Source organism: Crateriforma conspicua (genome assembly GCF_007752935.1).
Taxonomy (GTDB): Bacteria; Planctomycetota; Planctomycetia; order Pirellulales; family Pirellulaceae; genus Crateriforma; species Crateriforma conspicua.
The window spans coordinates 6790857-6809982 of the sequence record NZ_CP036319.1 but is presented as its reverse complement, the minus strand read 5'-3'; the positions used below and the strand labels follow the sequence as shown (position 1 = coordinate 6809982).

12 protein-coding genes are annotated in these 19126 nt (G+C 53.9%); 10 read left to right on the top strand and 2 right to left on the bottom strand.

The window, feature by feature from the left end:
• Nucleotide 1: 1 nt before the first annotated feature.
• The 8 genes from Mal65_RS24890 to Mal65_RS24850 all read left to right on the top strand — a co-directional run bounded on the left by Mal65_RS24890 (nt 2) and on the right by Mal65_RS24850 (nt 13300).
• Entirely contained in the window at nt 2–1750 is a 1749-nt protein-coding gene (locus Mal65_RS24890) for an arylsulfatase (RefSeq protein ID WP_145304046.1), read from the top strand.
• Between the two features lie 2 nt (nt 1751–1752).
• Nucleotides 1753–5370 (top strand): alpha-L-fucosidase, encoded by a 3618-nt coding sequence (locus tag Mal65_RS27050; protein WP_196784432.1) that lies wholly within the window; start codon nt 1753–1755, stop codon nt 5368–5370.
• 67 nt (nt 5371–5437) lie between these two features.
• The gene (locus tag Mal65_RS24875) at nt 5438–6943 is read left to right on the top strand and encodes an alpha-L-fucosidase (RefSeq protein WP_145304044.1); all 1506 of its coding nucleotides are present in this window, start codon (nt 5438–5440) and stop codon (nt 6941–6943) included.
• A gap of 55 nt (nt 6944–6998) precedes the next feature.
• Nucleotides 6999–8369, top strand: coding sequence for a sulfatase family protein (locus Mal65_RS24870; RefSeq protein ID WP_145304042.1), 1371 nt, complete (start codon nt 6999–7001; stop codon nt 8367–8369).
• 2 nt (nt 8370–8371) lie between these two features.
• Nucleotides 8372–9817, top strand: a complete 1446-nt coding sequence (locus Mal65_RS24865) for a sulfatase family protein (protein ID WP_145304040.1) — start codon at nt 8372–8374, stop codon at nt 9815–9817.
• A 179-nt stretch (nt 9818–9996) separates the two neighbouring features.
• On the top strand, nt 9997–10629 hold the full coding sequence (locus tag Mal65_RS24860; RefSeq protein WP_196784431.1) for a 3-keto-disaccharide hydrolase: 633 nt from the start codon (nt 9997–9999) through the stop codon (nt 10627–10629).
• A 90-nt stretch (nt 10630–10719) separates the two neighbouring features.
• Nucleotides 10720–12159, top strand: a complete 1440-nt coding sequence (locus Mal65_RS24855; protein WP_196784430.1) for a sulfatase family protein — start codon at nt 10720–10722, stop codon at nt 12157–12159.
• Nucleotides 12160–12310: 151 nt separating this feature from the next.
• The gene (locus Mal65_RS24850) at nt 12311–13300 is read left to right on the top strand and encodes a family 43 glycosylhydrolase (protein WP_145304039.1); all 990 of its coding nucleotides are present in this window, start codon (nt 12311–12313) and stop codon (nt 13298–13300) included.
• Nucleotides 13301–13367: 67 nt separating this feature from the next.
• Here Mal65_RS24850 and Mal65_RS24845 read toward each other — a convergent pair whose 3' ends face one another.
• On the bottom strand, nt 13368–14894 hold the full coding sequence (locus tag Mal65_RS24845; RefSeq protein ID WP_145304037.1) for a sulfatase family protein: 1527 nt from the start codon (nt 14892–14894) through the stop codon (nt 13368–13370).
• A 64-nt stretch (nt 14895–14958) separates the two neighbouring features.
• The gene (locus Mal65_RS24840) at nt 14959–16530 is read right to left on the bottom strand and encodes an arylsulfatase (RefSeq protein WP_145304035.1); all 1572 of its coding nucleotides are present in this window, start codon (nt 16528–16530) and stop codon (nt 14959–14961) included.
• Between the two features lie 218 nt (nt 16531–16748).
• Between Mal65_RS24840 and Mal65_RS24835 the strand changes: the two genes are divergently transcribed.
• Nucleotides 16749–18356, top strand: coding sequence for a hypothetical protein (locus Mal65_RS24835; RefSeq protein WP_145304033.1), 1608 nt, complete (start codon nt 16749–16751; stop codon nt 18354–18356).
• Nucleotides 18357–18388: 32 nt separating this feature from the next.
• Nucleotides 18389–19030 (top strand): methylated-DNA--[protein]-cysteine S-methyltransferase, encoded by a 642-nt coding sequence (locus Mal65_RS24830; protein WP_165701512.1) that lies wholly within the window; start codon nt 18389–18391, stop codon nt 19028–19030.
• Nucleotides 19031–19126 lie beyond the last annotated feature (96 nt).

Genomic DNA, 19126 nt, shown 5'->3' with positions numbered 1-19126 from the left:
GATGGCGCCTCGAATGATCGTGATCATCTTTCTGCTGCTGACCCATCTCGGTATTCCGGCCCGCGCGGGTATCCCAATGGACCCACCGAACGTTATACTCGTCATGACGGATGACCAAGGTTATGGCGATCTGTCATGCCATGGCAATCCGATTCTTCAAACGCCGAATCTCGATACGCTGTATCGCGAATCGATTCGTTTCACGGATTTCCACGTCAGTCCCTTTTGCACGCCGACGCGTGCATCGCTGATGACTGGCAACTATGCGGGGTACACCGGTGCGTTTCGAACCAGTTCGGGACGCACGATGATGCACCGGGATCAGAAGACGCTCGGTGACTTGTTTTCAAGTGCAGGCTATGCCACAGCGATGATTGGCAAATGGCATCTCGGCGACAACGCGCCGCATCGCCCGCAGGACCGCGGTTTCCAGCATGTGGTGTGGCACCGGTGTGGTGGCGTGGGGCAAGCATCGGATTATTGGGGCAACGACTATTTCGACGATGTCTACGAACGCAACGGTAACTTTGAAAAGTTCGACGGCTATTGCACGGATGTTTGGTTCCAAGAAGGGCTTCGCTTCATCGAAGACAACCAAGACAAGCGGTTTTTTCTCTATCTAGCAACGAATGCACCGCATGGACCCTATCGTGTGGACCAAAAGTGGGCCGAGCCCTATGCGAGGCGAAAAGACGTTGCCAATGCGAATTTCTACGGAATGATCGCCAACATTGATCACAATATGGGGCGACTGCGAGACCGGCTTGTGGAGCTCGGTTTGAATGAGAATACGATACTGATCTTCATGACCGACAACGGGACGGCCGCGGGTGGGAGTTTTCGCGGATTGGATTCGGAGCCAAGTCGGGGATACAACGCCGGGATGCGAGGCAAGAAATCATCGCTTTACGACGGTGGCCATCGTGTCCCATTTTTTATGCATTGGCCGAAAGGGAGGCTGGTCGGAGGAAGGGATATCGATACTTTGGCCGCGCACCTTGATGTGCTGCCCACGCTGGCGGATCTGTGCGGGATTCCAATACCCGACGATATCCGGACCGATGGGACTTCGCTGGTTCCATTATTGCGGGGCTCTGTCGAACCATGGCCGCGTGACCACCTGGTGGAACAGTTCCTCGGTGGAGCGTATGCGAAGGAATTTCCGCCTCAGCCATTTCACTTTAGCGTTGTGATGACGGAACGCTGGCGGCTGGTGAATTCCGGCGGTGAACGCCTCTTTGACATACAGGCGGATCCTGCGCAGCGAACGGATCTGGCAAAGATGCATCCTGATGTCATCGCAAAACTACGAACGAAGTATCAAAAGTACTGGAATACGATATCGCCCCGGTTGACGCCGGTTAGGATTGACATCGGAAGTGATGCTGAGAATCCGACGATACTTTGTTCCCAGGATTGGCGAATGGCCAGCGGAAACCCGCCCTGGAATTTCAATGCAATCAAGCGATTGCCCAAGGTCACCGGGCCATGGATGCTGAGGGTGAAGAAGGCCGGACGTTATCGGATCACGCTTCGCCAATTTCCGAAGCAGACGAACAAGCCTGTCGTGGGTGAACTCGCGAGGATTGAAATTGCGGGCATGGTCAAGGAGTTGCCCGTCAAATCGGATCGCTTGAAAGTCGTTTTTGAGCTGGGTCTTCCGGCGGGTCCCACAGAATTGACAACCTATCTGTTTGATGAAAACGGTGAAGCCGGCGGTGCCTACTTCACCGAGGTAAAGGCGCTTTGAAGATGACGAATAAGTCGGCGATTTTGGCGGTTTTTGTGCTTCTTGGGAACTGCGGTGCCGGTGGAGGCATTTGTGGTGAGCCAACCGCGCGGCCCAATGTGGTCTTCATCTTTGCAGATGATATGGGCTATGGGGAAATCGAAGCACTGAACCCGGAACGCAGTAAGATCCCGACGCCCGCTTTGAATCAATTGGCGGCAGAGGGAAAAGTCTTTACCGATGCGCATACCAGTTCATCGGTGTGCTCGCCATCGCGGTATTCCTTGCTGACCGGGCGATACAGTTGGCGATCGCGTTTGCAGCGTGGCGTCTTGACCGGTGGCGGAGAGCCACTGATCGCAGATGATCGTGTCACCCTTGCGTCGCTGTTTCGCCGACAAGGATATCAAACCGCCATTTTCGGAAAATGGCATCTGGAATATCACTATCAAGTTCCTGAGGGCCTGAAGAACGTCCAGCCCAATCAGGCCGAAAGTCGATACGCTGCTCCGGTTCCCGTCGGGACGCACATTCCTGACGGTCCTATCACACGCGGGTTCGATACATTTCTTGGTTTTCATCATTCAAGATCGATGAGCAGCCTGGTCCGCGACGACCGAATCATCGAAGAGATTGATGTCGTCGAGATGTTGCCGAGATTAACCGAAGAGGTCGTTCAGTATATCGATGCGCACGCGTCGGATTCTGAATCTGGGAAGCCGTTCTTTTTGTACCTTCCTTTAAATTCGCCGCATTCACCGATCGTGCCCGCCGCAGAATGGGAAGGCAAAGGCGGCATGGGGCCATACAGCGATTTTGTGGCGCAGACGGACGGTGCGGTGGCGGAAGTCTTGAAGGCTTTGGAACGCAATCACCTAAGCGACGACACGATTGTCATTTTTAGCACGGACAACGGAACCTCACGCATCGCAAAGATTCCGGATCTACAGGCTCAAGGTCACTTTCCTAGTGCCGATTTTCGGGGATCGAAAGCTGATCTATGGGAAGGCGGACACCGCGTGCCATTCATCGTTCGATGGCCCGGAGTCATCAAACCGTCGTCGACATCAGATCAATTGGTTTGTTTGACGGACATCATGGCCACCTTTGCTGAATACTTCTCCGTGGATCTATCGGACGACGTGGCAGAAGACAGTATCAGCTTCCTGAACGCAATGTTGGACCGTCCGGGAAAAAATGTACGCACATCGGTGGTGCATCATTCGATTGCGGGACACTTTTCGATTCGGCAGGGTGGCTGGAAATTGCTGCTCGCGCCTGGTTCGGGTGGCTGGACCGCTCCGGTCGGAGTGGCCGCGATCAAAGCCGGTCTACCGGAAATGCAACTCTACCGCATTAACGAAGATTTCGGCGAACGCCACAATGTTATCGAACAGTATCCGGACAAAGCCAAGGAACTCCTGACGCTACTTGAGTCTTACGTCGCAAAGGGACGCAGTACTCCAGGTCAGCCGCAGTCCAATGACGCAGAAATTGATCTCTGGAAAAAGACAAATTGGCAACCCAAACGCAAGAAGAATGCGAAATCCGAATTGGTTGTCTCGAACGCGGCAAAGACAGGTGTCGCTGCAACGGGGCCGATGAAGCGTCCGTACGATGGATCTTGGGAAGCGTTACAGAAAATGCCTGTTCCAGAGTGGTTCGACGATGGGAAAATTGGAATTTTTATCCATTGGGGACCCTACAGTGAAGTCGGTTATCGCAAAGGAAGTCGGGGCTATGCGGAACATGTTCCGAAGTTGCTGTACGAGGACCCAGGGCATTATTACCCCTACATGCAAGAACGATGGGGGGAAAAACCTCCGGAGTTTGGATACAAGGACATTGTCCCAGAGTTCAAAGCGGAAAAGTGGGACCCAGACCAATGGGCCCAGCTCTTTGAAGAAGTCGGCGCAAAATACGTGGTTTTCACCGCAGAGCATCATGACGGATGGGCAAACTGGGATTCGGATCTGACGCCCTGGAATGCTGTCGAAATGGGGCCGAAGCGAGATTTGGTTGGTGATCTTGGCAAAGCGCTGCGTCAACATGGGTTGAAATACGCTCCCTCGTATCATCGCGAGCGACACACCGGGTTCTTTGCACAAGAGAAGTATGTCGTTCACAGTGAGCCACGTGAGGATATTGCCGAAGAAATACGGCGAATGCCCCAGGCTGCGTCGTTATACGGTCCGTTTTCCTACAGCAAGGCGTTTGTGGACGACTACGTTGCAAGGTGGAAGGAGATCCAAGAAAAGTATCACCCAGATATGTTGTGGGTTGATGACTTTCCGATCTACACGCGTGATGGGAACCAAGTTCGTAGCGGGAGGATGAAGCCGGAAATCAAGTACCTCGACGATCAGATGCGTCGCATGATCACTGATTTCATGAATGACGCCGCGGACCGTGGGCAGCAAGTGTATTGCAACAACAAGGGTGGCAATCCGAATTGGCCTGCCGGCGTGGGATGTTTGGAAAAGGACAACCTGAAGCTAAAGGTGATCGGGCCGAAATGGCAAAGCTGCACCACGTTCGGTTCTTCCTTTGGATATTTGGAAGGGGATCGTTATCGAACGGTTGAAAGCGTCATCCATGAATTGGTCGAGGTGGTCAGCCGGAACGGGAACTTTTTGATCAATATCGGACCCAAGGGTGATGGGACGCTGGTTCCCGAACAGGTCGAGCGTCTTCGGGCGATGGGGCAGTGGCTAAAAATTAATGGAGATGCAATCTATGGCTCGCGATACTGGAAGGTCAGTGATCAAGGAGACGAACGTCTGGTATTTACGACGAAGGGGAACAATCTTTATGCCATCAAGATGGAGGAACCTTCGGAACCTTTCAAGATCGTGGGGACCGCAGGCTGGAAGTCCGATGAAGTGCGGTCGGTGCGTTTGCTCGGTGCCGATGCGAATGTGTCCTGGAGCATGACGCCCCAGGGGTTGAGAATCGTTCCGCCAGATGATTCTGGGATCAGTCGATACGCATGGGCATTTGAAATCGTTACCATCCGCAACCAGCATGTTCCCAATGTCATTCAAAATGACGCGGATGAAGCGTTGAAGGGGACAAGGAAAGTCGATCTGGAAGGCCATGATCTATCGGAAATTCAAAATCTTCCGGGGACATCGGTTGTGATCGAGACGGCGAATAGCCCAGAAGGCTTTCAAAAACTCGTTCCAAAGGTCTGTGATGCGGTGATCACAACGAATCACATGACGAGCAACGACCCGGTGGCTTTATTGACAGATGGCAAGCTAGAGGAAGGGTTTGGACCCGTTTTCAAGAACGGAGTGCGCAACGGGGCGTACAAGTTGGATCTTGGGGCCGTGCATTCCATTTCGTCGATTACGAGTTGGTCGCACAACCAGCGTGGCTTTCGTGGGCATCAACGTATCGCACTGTTTGGCAGTGACGCCTCGACCGATCCGGGTTGGGATCTCCGTCAATTTGTCCCGCTGGGGAAGATCGATACGTCAGGCCAAGCCATCGGAAAGTTCACCGCCGCGTCACTGCGTTCGTCCGACGAAACGACGCTCGGAAAGTTCCGCTGGATCGTCTGGGCGGTCGCACCGATCACGACGACTGGCGGAGGGGAAAACACTGCCTTTCAGGAACTGTCCGTTGAGTTTGAATAACGTGCCGCAAAACCGGTCCGATGAACCGACCGGTTGAGTTTCGCTAGCCTCTCATAACGATCGAAACATGATTCGAAATATCTTTCTTCTTTGTTGTGTATTCAGTTTTGGGATCTTGGCGGATTCAGTCGCGGCCCAGGAAATCGAGCCGACTTGGGAATCGCTAGCAGAGCACTACGAGGTGCCACAGTGGTTTGTCGACGGGAAAATCGGCGTCTGGTTCCATTGGGGAATCTCATCGGCCGCCGACGAAAATCGGCCCAATGATGGATCGCACTATGGGCGTCGCATGTATTCGCCACCGCCTGATGGAATGGCCGACGAAGAGATGGGCATGAGTGAAACTTTGACAAAGTGGCACATTGAGCGATACGGGCCGTTGGAGGAGTTTGGCTACGAAGACCTGATTCCGCTGTTCAAGGCTGAGAGTTGGGATCCCGATGCGATCGTGCAGTTCGTCAAAGAAAACGGGGCCAGGTTCATCATGCCCGTTGCCTGTCACCACGACAACTTCGACATGTATGACTCCTCACACCCATGGAATTCGGTCAAGATGGGGCCGCGACGAGATACTTTGAAAGAATGGAAGGCTGCGGCACGGAAGCATGGACTTAAATTCGGCGTGTCGACGCATCTCTACTGGTCACCACGTTTTTTCGCGAATGCCAGGAAGTACCAAACGCCTGGGACCGCGGAGTGGGCTTTGTTCAACATGGACTACGATCCGCAGGGCTATGCGACGCAAGATAGCTGGAATCAGCATTGGTACGACCGGTGTTGGGAGATTATCGAAAAATATGATCCGGACATGTTCAATAACGATTCGCCGTATCCGAAGATCGATGGGGGCAACGGTTTAGGGATCCAGTTGTTTACAAACTACTTGAATCGTGATCGACGACAAAACGGCGGGAAGCAGACCGTCGTGCTGTCGTTTAAAGACGCGAAAGTGGATCGATCGGCATTTACATACAACCTGGAACGTGGTGGTGCAGGGGAGATCAAACCGGAGCCATGGATTTGGGCGACTGATTTATCAGGCGGATGGTTCTATCGAGCGACCGCTGTAAACCGGATGAGCATCCCGGTCATGGTTGGTAATTCGGTGGACGCGATCAGCAAGAACGGCGTGGTGATGTTGAACATCGCATTAAAGGGTGATGGCACTATCCCGGAAAGCCAAGCAGAATATTTGACCGCATTCGGTGACTTTCTAAAAGTCAATGGGCAAGGGATTTACGGCACACGACCCTGGAAGGTCTTCGGTGAGGGTCCGTTAAAGATCAAAGACGGGCGTCAGGGCGAGAACCGACGGGACTTCTCTCAGCAAGATATACGCTTCACCACGAAAGACGCGACATTGTATGCATTTGTGCTGGCGCGTCCGACGGAAGATATTTTGATCAAAACGCTTTCCAGTAACGGTCTATTGGATCAGTCCATCACCGGAATAAGGATGCTGGGCAGCGATGAAGTCATTCGGTGGGAGCGTTCGATCAACGGGCTGACAATTCGTTTGCCCGATGAAATGCCGGACTCCATGGTGGTTGGGTTCGCCCTGAGTCTAGATTGATGGTGCGCATGGCAATGGTTTTCTTTAGTGCTCTTTTCGCGATAAGGACAAGACGATGCGCATCGATGTGATCGTGATCGGCTGTTTCCTGGTGGCAACGTTCGCATCGGCCAAGGAAGTCGAAGCGGGATCGAATCGGCCCAATATTGTCGTGGTCCTAGCGGACGACATGGGATGGGGCGATTCCGCCACCTATGGTCATGAGCTGATTCAAACACCCAATCTTGACCGCTTGGCATCGCAGGGTGTGAAGTTCACGCAATGCTATTCGGCGTGTGGGGTTTGTTCGCCATCGCGCGCGGCAATTCTGACCGGGCGAACTCCGTATCGAAATGGTGTCTATCGCCACCTGTCCGGAAATCATGAAGCCCATTTGCGTTCCAGTGAGGTGACGTATCCGAAACTGCTGCAAGCGGTGGGCTACGAAACATGCCATGTTGGAAAATGGCATCTGAATTCAAGACCACAATTCAACACTGCAGAGTATCCGCAGCCTGACGACCATGGGTACGACTATTGGATGGCCACCCACAACAATGCGGATCCCAGCCACAAAAATCCGACCAACTTTGTCCGCAACGGAGATGCAGTGGGTGAGATCCAGGGGTTTTCCTCGTTGTTGGTTGTTCAGGAGGCCACCGATTGGTTGAAGAGAATCCGTGACAAGGCAAAACCATTCGCACTGTCGGTTTGGTTTCACGAGCCGCATTCGCCGATCGCTACTGCGCCGCGGTTTTCGAAGTTGTACCAGGGTCACGCAAACAGCACTTACATGGGGAACATCACTCAGCTTGATGCTGCGCTCGGGGACTTGATGAACGCACTGGAAGAAGAAGGTGTAGCAGAAGACACATTGCTAATCTTTTCGTCAGACAACGGGCCGGTTGCCGCGTTTGGTGGAACAACGGGTGGCTTGCGAGGCGGCAAGCGAAGTGATCACGAAGGAGGGATTCGCGTTCCGGGAATCGCGCGTTGGCCAGGTATGATTCAGCCCGGTACCGTTAGCGATGTTCCTGTCATTGGGACCGATATCTTTGCGACTGTGCTAGATGTGGCGGGAATTCCGCTGCCAAACGATCGTACGATCGATGGGGTTAGCATGCTTCCCGCATTCGCGGGGCAGCCAGTACAGCGAAAGGTTCCGTTGTTTTGGAGGACCCATGTGTCACCTCCCACTGATCGGGTCGCGATGCGAATTGGTGACTGGAAGCTGGTGGGTGATGAAACGCTGACAAAGTTTCAGCTGTATCAAATCGATGAAGATTGGAAAGAAGAAAATGACCTGTCGGATCGGTATCCTGGTAAAACCGAAGAGATGAAGGAGGCTCTGTTTCGTGTGTGGGAGCAGATCGAAACAGAAGGTCCTGATCAGTGGTGGAAGAACGAACGACAAGCGCCGGTCCGAGGCGGGAAAGTGAACTATTGAAGATGAAGATCGATTTTGAATCAGATCAAAGGATACGCTTTTGCTTGGCAGCGTGTCTGCTGGTCATTGTTTTGGGGTATTCCGGTGTTTCGCGTGCCGATTCGTCGCGGCCCAATATCATCTTGCTGTTGGCCGACGATTTGGGATACGGCGACCTTTCTTGTTTCGGTAGTCCCGCCGTGCGGACACCAAACATTGATCGTTTGGCGGAACAAGGAAGGAAGTTCACCCACTTTTACGCGGCATCCGCGGTTTGTTCACCGACGCGTGCTTCCGTGTTGACTGGTCGGTATCCCCTGCGTTTTGGAATTACGAAACACTTCAACGATGTCAATCGATGGTTGCCCGAATCGGCGATCACGATTGCCGAACTGTTGTCACGCGCGGGCTATCACACAGCGCATGTGGGGAAGTGGCACCTGGGGGGATTGCATGTGGATGACACGGGAAAACGTTTGAAAGATCAACCAGGGCCGCGTCAGCACGGTTTTGATCACTTTCAAACCCAAATCGAGCAGCAGCCGTTGCGAGGCCAAATGGGGCGAGACAAAACACTGTTTCGACAGGGGGGGACGGTGCTGATGCGCGATGGTCGGCGTATCTCCAAAAATGATCCCTATCATTCAAAGCACTTTACCGATTCCAATGGTGACTATGCGGTTCAGATGATCGAACAGTTCGCCAAGGACGCAAATCCATTCTTTCTGAATGTGTGGTGGTTGGTACCGCACAAACCCTACGAGCCCGCCTCAGATCCGCATTGGAACGCCACTGCCGCAGAGGGAATTTCTGATGACCAGCACCGATTTCGATCCATGGTCGCCCACATGGATAGCAAGGTCGGTGCGATCATGGACAAACTTGATCAATTGGGAATCGCGGACAACACGATGGTGTTGTTCACAAGTGACAACGGGGCAGCCTTTGAAGGCCACATCGGCGATTTGAAGGGTGGAAAGACGGATCTGCATGATGGCGGGCTGCGTGTGCCGATGATCGTGCGGTGGCCAGAGAAGATTCCGGCCGGTCAATCTGATGCCTTTGGTCACACCAATGATTTGTTGCCCACCTTCTGTGAAGCGGCAGGAGTCGACCTATCACATCATCAGGAAACACTGGACGGACTCAGTCTGTTATCACACATGATGGGCCAAGACCCGCCGACCGCGGAGCAACGGGGGACGGTGTTTTGGCAGTTGGACCTTTATCGAAACATCCAACGCCACTACCCCAAACCCAAGCCCTATGCGACCGAGGTGGTGAAGCGAGGGAGGTGGAAAATGCTTGCTTATCATGGAACGCCTGTCGAGCTGTTTGATGTGCAGGCGGACCCGAACGAGCAACAAAATTTGCTGGCGGAGCACTCTGACCTGGCCGCATCGTTGGCATCAGAGCTTGAACAGTGGCTCAACGCGCCCCGGGTTTCTCAAAATCGGCAAGGTCACTGATCGTGATGATGATTCCACTAAGCCTTCGCACACACTGCGGCTGCCGATCAATCGGCGCAGCGGTTGTTTGTTTCGCGTTCTGTCTGATCGCATCGACGATTTCGTCGCTTTCAGCAGAGGATTTGGCGGACCCTAGGCTGCGCTCGGCATCTGGGCTCCAACCACCTAGCGGGGCAGTGGTGCTTTTCGACGGATCAAGCTTTGATGCATGGAAGCCATTTTCTTTCCAGTGGATCAATCCGGATGACAACCAGCGGCAGATCCAGTGGAAAATCGTTGATGGCGATGCGATGCAAATCGAATTTGAGTTCGATGGGAAACGTCGTAAACAGTTTCTGTGTACGAAGCAGTCATTCGGTGATTATCGATTGCACCTGGAGTTTCAGTTGCCCGGTGAAGGGTCAGGAAACAGCGGTGTCTTCTTTGGTCCGCTTTACGAACTGCAGATCTTCAACAGCTCTGGAAAAGAGAAGTTGGGTCTGGGTGATTGCGGAGCGATCTATCAGATTCGCGAACCCGACGTGAATGCCGTCCGGCCGCCCGGTGTTTGGCAGACCATTGACCTGCTTTACCGTGCTGCGAAGATCGGCAGGAATGGATTTATGGCCGAAAAGGATGCGGCGCGGGTATCCATCTGGCTGAACAGCACCCTGATCCACGATGACGTCAAGCTTTCCCTGCGGCGGAACAAGTACGCGGCCTTTTCAGAGACGCCAATGTCGCCCATTGTTTTGCAGGAGCACGGTTCCCCCGTCAAGTTTCGAAATATCTGGTTGCTGGAATCGACAAGCACGCCAGATCAGGACCAGTGAACTTCTCGGACGCAATGGTAGAAGTTTGGTGTCCGGTGTTCCGTTGTCGACGCCATCGGGGGCAATCGAGATCAACGAGTTTCAGTAAACATGTCATATCACAGCATATCAGCATCCCCAGGGGTGACCCCGCGAATCATGATGGGATTCGCAATCGCTTTTTGGGCGATCGGGTTTGGTGCCAGCTCGGTTTCGTCGGCGGGTGGGGCGAAACGGCCGCCAAACTTTGTGGTGATTTTCGCCGACGACCTCGGGTTCGGTGACCTGAGTTGCTATGACTCTCGGGGGATCGAGACCCCGAACATCGATGCAGTAGCACAACAGGGATTCCGAAGTACTGATTTTTTCGTCCCGGCCAACGTTTGCAGCCCATCTCGTGCAGCATTGTTGACAGGACGCTACCCCATGCGATGTGGGATGCCGGTCGCCAGGCATGAATCGGAATCGAAGTACGATCGCTATGGACTTGCGGACGACGAGATGACAATCCCCGAGCTATTGAAGCCGGCCGGCTATCGGACGTTGATGGTGGGCAAATGGCATTTGGGGATGGAGGTCGATGGTTCCCATCCGTTGGATGCGGGTTTCGACGAACATCTGGGGATCCCCAGTAACTATGGGAAGCAGCGTGGACCCAACTACAACACACTGTATCGTGGACGGCAGGTTGAACAACGCAATGTACCATGCGAAGAATTGACGAAGCGTTACACCGACGAAGTGATTCAGTTCATTCAGCGTTGTAAAGACCAACCATTTTATATCTATGTTTCGCACCACATCGTGCACTCACCTTTACTTCCAAGCGCTGGATTCGTTGGGAAATCTGGAAAAGGAAAGTACGGCGATTTTGTTCAAGAACTAGATCACAGTACTGGTCGCATTATGGCGGCCATTCGTGATGCCGGAATCGATGAAAACACCTTGGTGGTATTCACTTCTGACAATGGTCCAACCATCGCAGGGTCCACTGGTGGGTTAAACGGCGGAAAGTACTGCACGATGGAAGGCGGACATCGTGTCCCGGGAATCTTTCGGTGGCCGGGCATGATCCCGGCGGATCAGGTGTCGAACACGACCTTGACCAGCATGGACCTGTTACCGCTGTTCTGTGGACTGGCTGGTGTGATGCCGCCTGAGGATCGAAAGATCGACGGGAAGCACATTCTGCCGATTCTGTTGGGGCAGTCCACCGAGTCGCCTCACAAGGTGTTGTATTACTACAACGGCACCAACTTACAAGCCGTCCGCGAAGGCAACTGGAAACTTCATTTGCCGCGTACGGCTAGGGACCAACCGTTCTGGTCAAAGAAGAAGATGAAAGGCCGCGGATTTGTAGAGTTGAACGAGCATCGGCTGTTCAATCTCCGTGCGGACGTTGGCGAAACGCAGGATCTGGCGAGTCGTTACCCTGACGTCGTGGCACGATTGAAGCAGAGGGCGGACGAAGTTCGTGGCGAGTTGGGTGACGTGGATGTGACGGGAACCGACCAGCGCATGATCGAGTTGGTGGATCCCCAAGAACGATAAACCAGACAAAGTCCAGAGCCATCGACCTTGCGATGCTCAGGCATAATTTATCCGAGCGTCGACAGCGAGATGTCGCAAGATTGCGGCGGTGCTTCGTCGTCGACGATGACCAGGAAGCCTTAGCCCGTACGCGACAGCCCAGGAGCCGAATATGAAATTCTTAGTATCGAACTTTGTGTACTTTTTGGTATCGCTAACCGCTGTCGCAGGTTCCGCCGAACTTCCGACCGTTTCGGTGACCCACCGAGCCGTCGAAGGGATCGGCGCGACACCCAATGTGATGCGACGTGACCCCAGCGATATCATCCGAGTTGATGACACGTATTATGTGTGGTATTCCAGGGGGAAGATATCGCCTGGCTACGACGCAACCGTCTGGTATGCGACATCTTCGGATGGTGTTCACTGGACCGAACAAGGCCAGGCCTTGGCAAAGGGAACCCCTGGCGACTGGGACGGGGCCAGTGTCTTTACGCCCAATATCTTAGTAGCCGAAGGACGGTACTGGCTTTTCTATACGGGAACATCTCGCAAATTTCAGAAGGGGTTCAATCCGGATTCAAAAATCGGCGTTGCCGTGTCTGAATCACCGGATGGACCGTGGTCGCGTGTGGGTGACGGTCCCGTCGTGACCAACAGTGAGCATAAAAAAGATTTTGACAGCCATCTTGTGGACGACGCATGTCTGATCGCTCGTGAAGGAAAGTACTGGCTTTACTACAAAGGCAGACAGCTGGGTAAAGGCCCCGGGCAAACGCAAATGGGAGTCGCAGTCGCCAAGGATCCCCAAGGTCCCTACGTGAAGCACGCGGCGAACCCAGTCATACCTGGCAATCACGAAGTTTTGGTCTGGCCGCAAGGCGGTGGTGTGGCGGCGATGATTGGGACCACGGGCCCCAAAGAGATTACGAATTCTATCATGTACGCCGCTGACAGAATTCGATTTACCAAGACTCATCGTGTGATTAGCGGACCCTGGGCGGGTGGGGTCTATCGTGCTGATGATTTCCAAATGGACTACGCCGGTGGTCCGCCCAGATGGGGAATCGAAATTGGAAGGCCTGTGAAGGGCGGGGCCACCCGTTTGCCGTTCCTTCAGCGTTTTGAAATTCCCGAAGCCAGTCAACAATCGATGCGGTGAACAGGCTCGTGGTTCGCTTGATGCGCTCGCACGTTGGAGGGCCTTTGAGTTGGCTACTGGGCAACCGTCATTTCTGCGATTTCGATCGCTTCGTCAATGCGGCTTTCTCGCTCCAGGGAAGATTGCGATCGAACACCGTCGCATATCGTGGATAGCCGTTATAGGGTACCGATTCTTTGGCCCACTGGCGGACATATGCGTCGTATCGACGACGCATCAGGCGAAGCGTTTCGATCTGCTGGTTGTTTCCGGCCAGGTTGACCAATTCCAGCGGATCGTTTGCTGTATCGTAGAACTCTTCTGATGCTTCGAATCCGTCGCCGGCGTAGGACCACAAGATGTATTTATGATCTTTGGTTACTACGGACAGTGAATGGGTTGCCGGATTCCCCCAAACGTTGATTAGTGGCAATGATTCATGGATGGATTGGGAAGGATCTTCATAAATAGCCATCAGATCGCCACCGTCGGTTCCCTGCGGAACGGGAACGCCCGCAAGCGTCAGCAACGTCGGCATGAAGTCGCAATTTCCGGTCAACGCGTCGCAACGCCGGTTTTGGCCTGACCGCGGGGACCGCGGATCGAACACGATCAATGGGACGCGTGATGATTCTTCGTAGGGAAGGACTTTGGAACCATAGCCGTGGGACCCACAGAGGAATCCATTGTCTGACGTGTAGATGATGACCGTGTTGTGGTCGACATTGCACTGCTTCAAAGCTTTTCGAATCATCCCAACGGCTTGATCAATTCCATAGACCTGTTGATGGTACTTGGCCATCACGCCGTCGTAGTCATCGGCATAATTCCAGCTAAAGAAACGCTCGTATTGGCGATCCGTTTTGCTTTGTTTGGAAAAATGTGTCCCGTACTCGCGACCGAAGTTATCGGGTTTTCTGAAGCGATTGTTTTGGTAGACCGCATCGAATGCCGGATCCGGTTCGGCAGGCTTGTGTGGTGCTTTGAAGCTGATGGAAAGACAGAATGGCTGGCCGGAGATCGCGGAATTCTGAATGAAATCGCGACCGAATGCGCCATAGGACAGTGTTGAATGCGGATACTTGTCCGCATAGGCGGCCATGGACGCATTCGCTTTGGTTTTGTAACTCGTCTGACCCGGACCACCGCCCCAGCGATCGAATTCATTCGCCAGCTTCAATCGGTGTTCGCCCTGTTGGTCAGCGACGTCGAAGCCGATCTTTCCGGCAAATGCAGTGCGATAGCCTGATCGGCGAAGCAGAACCGGGTAGGACGTTTTCCAAGTGTCAAGCCGCATGTCACCATGCGTGAAATTGCATCCGGTCTTGAACTCAAAGCGCCCCGTCATCACGGTTGCCCGACTGGCCATGCAGATGGCCGTGGTGACGTAGTGATTATCAAACACGATGCCATCACGTGCCAGCTGATCTAGATTCGGTGTTTGGACATCGTTGTTGCCATAGCATCCCAGGGAGTAAGTGCACTGATCATCGGCCATCAAAAAAATCAGGTTGGGACGTTGATCGGTCGCCAATGCAACGACCGAACCGGTCCCCCACTGGATAAAGCAAGCGATGGCGGTCAGTACAACGCCAGCAGAGCAGGGAATACGCATGGTTTGTCAGCAGCTTTCGGACGGTGGTGAGATTGGAAATTTGAAGGCGTCGACACGTTGTTCTTCAAGGCTGAGCCGGAGCCAAGTCCGGACGCGGAGAATTCGATTCTTGCTGCATGATCTTCTTCATTCGCTGGACTTTGTCGGGATATCGGGACGCCAAGTCGAAACGCTCCTCGTTGTCTTCCCCGATGTTGTACAGCTGAAAAACGCCTTGATCGCGTCGGGCTTCGACCAGTTTGAAGCCATCGCTTGCGATCAATGCGCTGCTTCCCATCGCGGCAAATCGATTGAAGACAAAAATGTGATCGTGTCGCTCGGTTTGTTCTTGCCCGAGCAAGGTGGGCAAGAACGAAATCCCATCTTTTCCGGCGGGCGTATTCTGCCCCACTAAATCCGCCAAAGTGGGAAGAAAATCGTAGTGTGATGACAGTAGAGAGGTCTCGGTACCCGCGGCGATCTTTCCTGGCCAGCGCGCAATCATGGGGCATTGCATTCCGCCCTGGTAACCGCTCCGTTTCAAACCCGCGCGTCCGCCGGCGCCGTTGAACACATCACCGTACCGAGACGTTCGCCATTTTCTGTCGGTCAGATTGGCTGGCTTGCCATCAGGCAATCGCTGTGCGCGATAATCATCTTTGGGGCCGTAGTAGAGTTCGTGACCGTTGTCCGAGGTGAAGAAGACGATGGTGTTTTTGTCCAGGCCCTGAATCTTCAGTTCATTCATGATCCGTCCGACGTGATCGTCAAGCATCTTCACCATCGACGCGTATTTCTTTTCAGCCAAGGAAAGGTTCGGTGCGTCAGCAAAATCAGGATGCAGTTCCGGGATGGAAACCGGACCATGTGGCAATTGTGTGGGGTGATAGAGGAAGAAGGGTCGGTCACGGTTCTGGCGAATGAACTTCACGATGCCTTCAATGAAAACGTTTTGTGAGTACGTTTGGCCGCCGTATCCGATCGGTTCATCACCTTTCTCGGAAGTCTTTCCGCAGTCCGCCCGTGTATTCCCCGGAAGTTCGAATCGCTGGCCGTTTCGCCACAGATAGGGTGGATAAAAGCCGTGGCATCGCTGGTGGTCGAAGTAGCCTTCGTAGAAGTCCCATCCAAATCGCTTGACACGTTGGTGCCACGTCAGAAAGCCACGGTCGAGTTTGCCGAACTGTGCGGTTTCGAATCCGGCACGCTGCGCAATTTGTGCTAAGAAGACTTCGTTCTCAGCGATGGGATTGGCGTTGGCCTTCAGCGCCGCGAATCGCCGTTCATATTCTTGCTGTGTGATGCGTCCGGAATCACGCTGGATGGGAAGGCCGGGGCGGGTTTGTGACCACCCGCCGACGCGGCCGTCATGCATGCCGGTTAGCAGGGTCCAGCGTGAAGGAGCACAGTAGACGCCGCCGTAATAGTTGGTGAATCGGATACCCTCGGTCGCCAAGCGGTCAATATTGGGCGTGCGGATGACCTGTTGGCCGTAACATCCCAGTAGTCCCGGGCCAAGGTCGTCCGCGAAGATTAGGATGACGTTGGGGCGGTCGACGGTTGGGGCCGCCTGGATTTGCTTGGATACCGCAACCAGTAAGAAAACTGCGATACTGAGGCAGATTTTGTATCTGTTCACATTAAATGCTTTGTTCATCGTCGGTGCTGGTCGCTGGCATCTTCGGGAAGGAATCGGCGTGCCCAGATTTTGGGGAACGAATCGCGATGATGTGTAGCGATTGGGCCGCGGGATCGGAGACGCTGTCGAAAGTTCGGATGGGATCTGGTCGATCGGTCCGCAGGTGTTTAGCGTCACCATTGTAAAGTTTTTGATTGTACTTGAATTGCTCGGCGTCTAGTTCGGAACTTCTTGTGATGACCCACACGGAACACTTTTCTCGTAGAACCCTTGGCACGATCACGATTTGGATGCTGGGTGGCTTGATCGTTGGCGGCATGGCGATTGGCCAAGACATTCGGCCAGATCAGATCCAGTTTCGTCGGCAAGCGGTGCGGCGAATGGTTTTTGATTCCGAACAGGCGATTCCACTTGCTGGTTTGTCACCTTCCAAAGCGATTGATCTGGATTTGATGCATCCGGACAACGTTCCCGCAAGTGAGCGTGCGGTTTGCAGGCTGGAATCTGGGCACCTGATCGTCAAGGCCGGACAATCTGAACGATCGTTGACGCGGCGATGGATCGGTAGTGTCAACCCTTTTGCGACCTATGAAGTGGAGATTGCTTCGATCATCGGAAACGGGGCGGTTGGAATCCGGTTGGATGATTCAGGGTCGACTGATTTTTTGGAAGCCGAATTGCTGTTTCAAAATGATCGGCCGAATCAGGTGCGATGGACGACGCACATTGATGGCAACGACGTTCAGTCCCATGTCTGGAATCTAGAGGATCACCAAATTAAGAAAGCATCCTGTGTTCTGAGGGTCCAGATGGCGGCGGTCGGCGCGAACGTGTTCATTGAAACATCTGGTCGCAGCCGGTTGATCGGGTACATCGATTTTTCGGAGCATCTGGAGCTAAGAGACAAGGCTGTAGCATTTCGGTACGAATTCATGGCCACTGCCAATTTGAAGGATTCATCCGAGATCAAGATTCGACGGGTGACCGCGGCGATCACTCCGGGGACCGGTCAGGCGGACATTCGTGCCATCACCGACGAACAGGGACGCCCCTTATTGGATGACGGGCGATTGTGGTTCACCGTCACCATTCGCGGACGTGCGCTTCCGCATCCAGCCCAAGGCGTGTTTTCGCTGAACCCATCCGTATTCGATCTTCGTTTCGAAGGCTTGATTGTGTTCGATATGGGGGATGGGCTGTTGCGCAACGAATTGGCGTCGCACTTGTTTCGCGATTCAACGACGGGACAATGGCGTGGTTGGACGACCGGTTTCAGCGCGTTCGGAAGCAAAGGCCGCAATGAATCCAAATCGATCCTTGCGGTCCATTCAGATCGAGACCCACGCAAAGGATATTCGATCATGAAGGCGCGGCCGGTTGGCATCGACGGTGCGCATGAAGATCCGCACGGTGTGTACGATAGCCGCGATGGGAAATGGCGTTTGCTGTTGTGCGAGAATGCAGGTGGATACAAGGCGGCCATGTGGGAAAGCGATCACTGGGATCATGGCTATCAGCGGATCGCCGGTCCGGTAGAAGTCGACAGCACGGGCACGCAGATCCAGCAATTCGGCGATAAGCGATTCGCCCTGTTCGGCAGCGCCGATCGAACGGTCTATGTTCGAAGTTATCCTGATCTGAAGCCGGTCGGGGAGTTACAGATTCATCGTCCACCCTGGAATGACGATCATGGAACTCGAATTTGGCCCAACGTGATTCCGCTTCCGTCCGGGTATCCGGCCCCCTATGTCGCGTTGATGATGGATCGGGCCAATTTTCCGGGGATGCCAAAGCGAAATTGGACTTACGGTGCCTTGTACTTGTATCACGGTAATCTGAAGTGATGGACGGCGAACCGACTGAGACGAAGTTGGGAATGCACGAACCTGCGTCGGTTCCCCGGCAATGTGTTCTAAAGGGACTGTTGACGCAGACAGACCAGAACGATCGATCGGCCGACGCGATGCTTCAACGCTGGGCCCAAGGTCGCCCGCCGGCACGTGGCCGAATCGCTGTGCCGGCTTCCCTGGCTCGGATCACGACCCCTTTGGGACCGATGGTGGTGGCCGCTGACCCACAGCGGTTGATTCTGTTGGAGTTTGCCGATCAAGAAACGTTGGAAGCACATTTGCAGAACACACAGACGTTGTTTTGTGCCGACTTTCGTGTTGAGTCCAACTCGTTGATTAGGCAAGCGGAAGAACAGTTGCAGGAGTACTTCTGTGGCCACCGTAGCAAGTTCACCGTCCCGTACGAACTTCGGGGCACGGAATTTCAGCGTGCGGTTTGGGAGCAACTGTGTTCGATCCCTCCTGGTGCGACCATCAGTTACCAAGAACTGGCCAGTCGAGTCGGAAAGCCTGGTGCCCAGCGAGCCGTGGGACGCGCCAATGGCCAGAATCGATTGGCGATTTTGGTTCCCTGTCATCGCGTCGTTCGCGCTGATGGGAAACTGAATGGGTACGCCGGTGGGGTGTGGCGTAAGAGATGGTTGCTGGAACGCGAACGTCAAACCTGAAAGAACATAGCGATGCTGCCGTGCTGAACGAACGATGCCTTGGTGCGCGTCGGTAATCTTGCAACCGTGCGACACCAAGGCGTTCGGAAAAGCGTT

Bases quoted from the DNA above. Each gene is read 5' to 3' on its own strand.
- Mal65_RS24870 (WP_145304042.1), top strand. From the start codon at position 6,999: ATGCGCATCGATGTGATCGTGATCGGCTGTTTCCTGGTGGCAACGTTC.
- Mal65_RS24840 (WP_145304035.1), bottom strand. From the start codon at position 16,530: ATGAACAAAGCATTTAATGTGAACAGATACAAAATCTGCCTCAGTATC.
- Mal65_RS24850 (WP_145304039.1), top strand. From the start codon at position 12,311: ATGAAATTCTTAGTATCGAACTTTGTGTACTTTTTGGTATCGCTAACC.
- Mal65_RS24875 (WP_145304044.1), top strand. From the start codon at position 5,438: ATGATTCGAAATATCTTTCTTCTTTGTTGTGTATTCAGTTTTGGGATC.
- Mal65_RS27050 (WP_196784432.1), top strand. From the start codon at position 1,753: ATGACGAATAAGTCGGCGATTTTGGCGGTTTTTGTGCTTCTTGGGAAC.
- Mal65_RS24855 (WP_196784430.1), top strand. From the start codon at position 10,720: ATGTCATATCACAGCATATCAGCATCCCCAGGGGTGACCCCGCGAATC.
- Mal65_RS24890 (WP_145304046.1), top strand. From the start codon at position 2: ATGGCGCCTCGAATGATCGTGATCATCTTTCTGCTGCTGACCCATCTC.
- Mal65_RS24830 (WP_165701512.1), top strand. From the start codon at position 18,389: ATGCACGAACCTGCGTCGGTTCCCCGGCAATGTGTTCTAAAGGGACTG.
- Mal65_RS24835 (WP_145304033.1), top strand. From the start codon at position 16,749: ATGACCCACACGGAACACTTTTCTCGTAGAACCCTTGGCACGATCACG.
- Mal65_RS24865 (WP_145304040.1), top strand. From the start codon at position 8,372: ATGAAGATCGATTTTGAATCAGATCAAAGGATACGCTTTTGCTTGGCA.
- Mal65_RS24845 (WP_145304037.1), bottom strand. From the start codon at position 14,894: ATGCGTATTCCCTGCTCTGCTGGCGTTGTACTGACCGCCATCGCTTGC.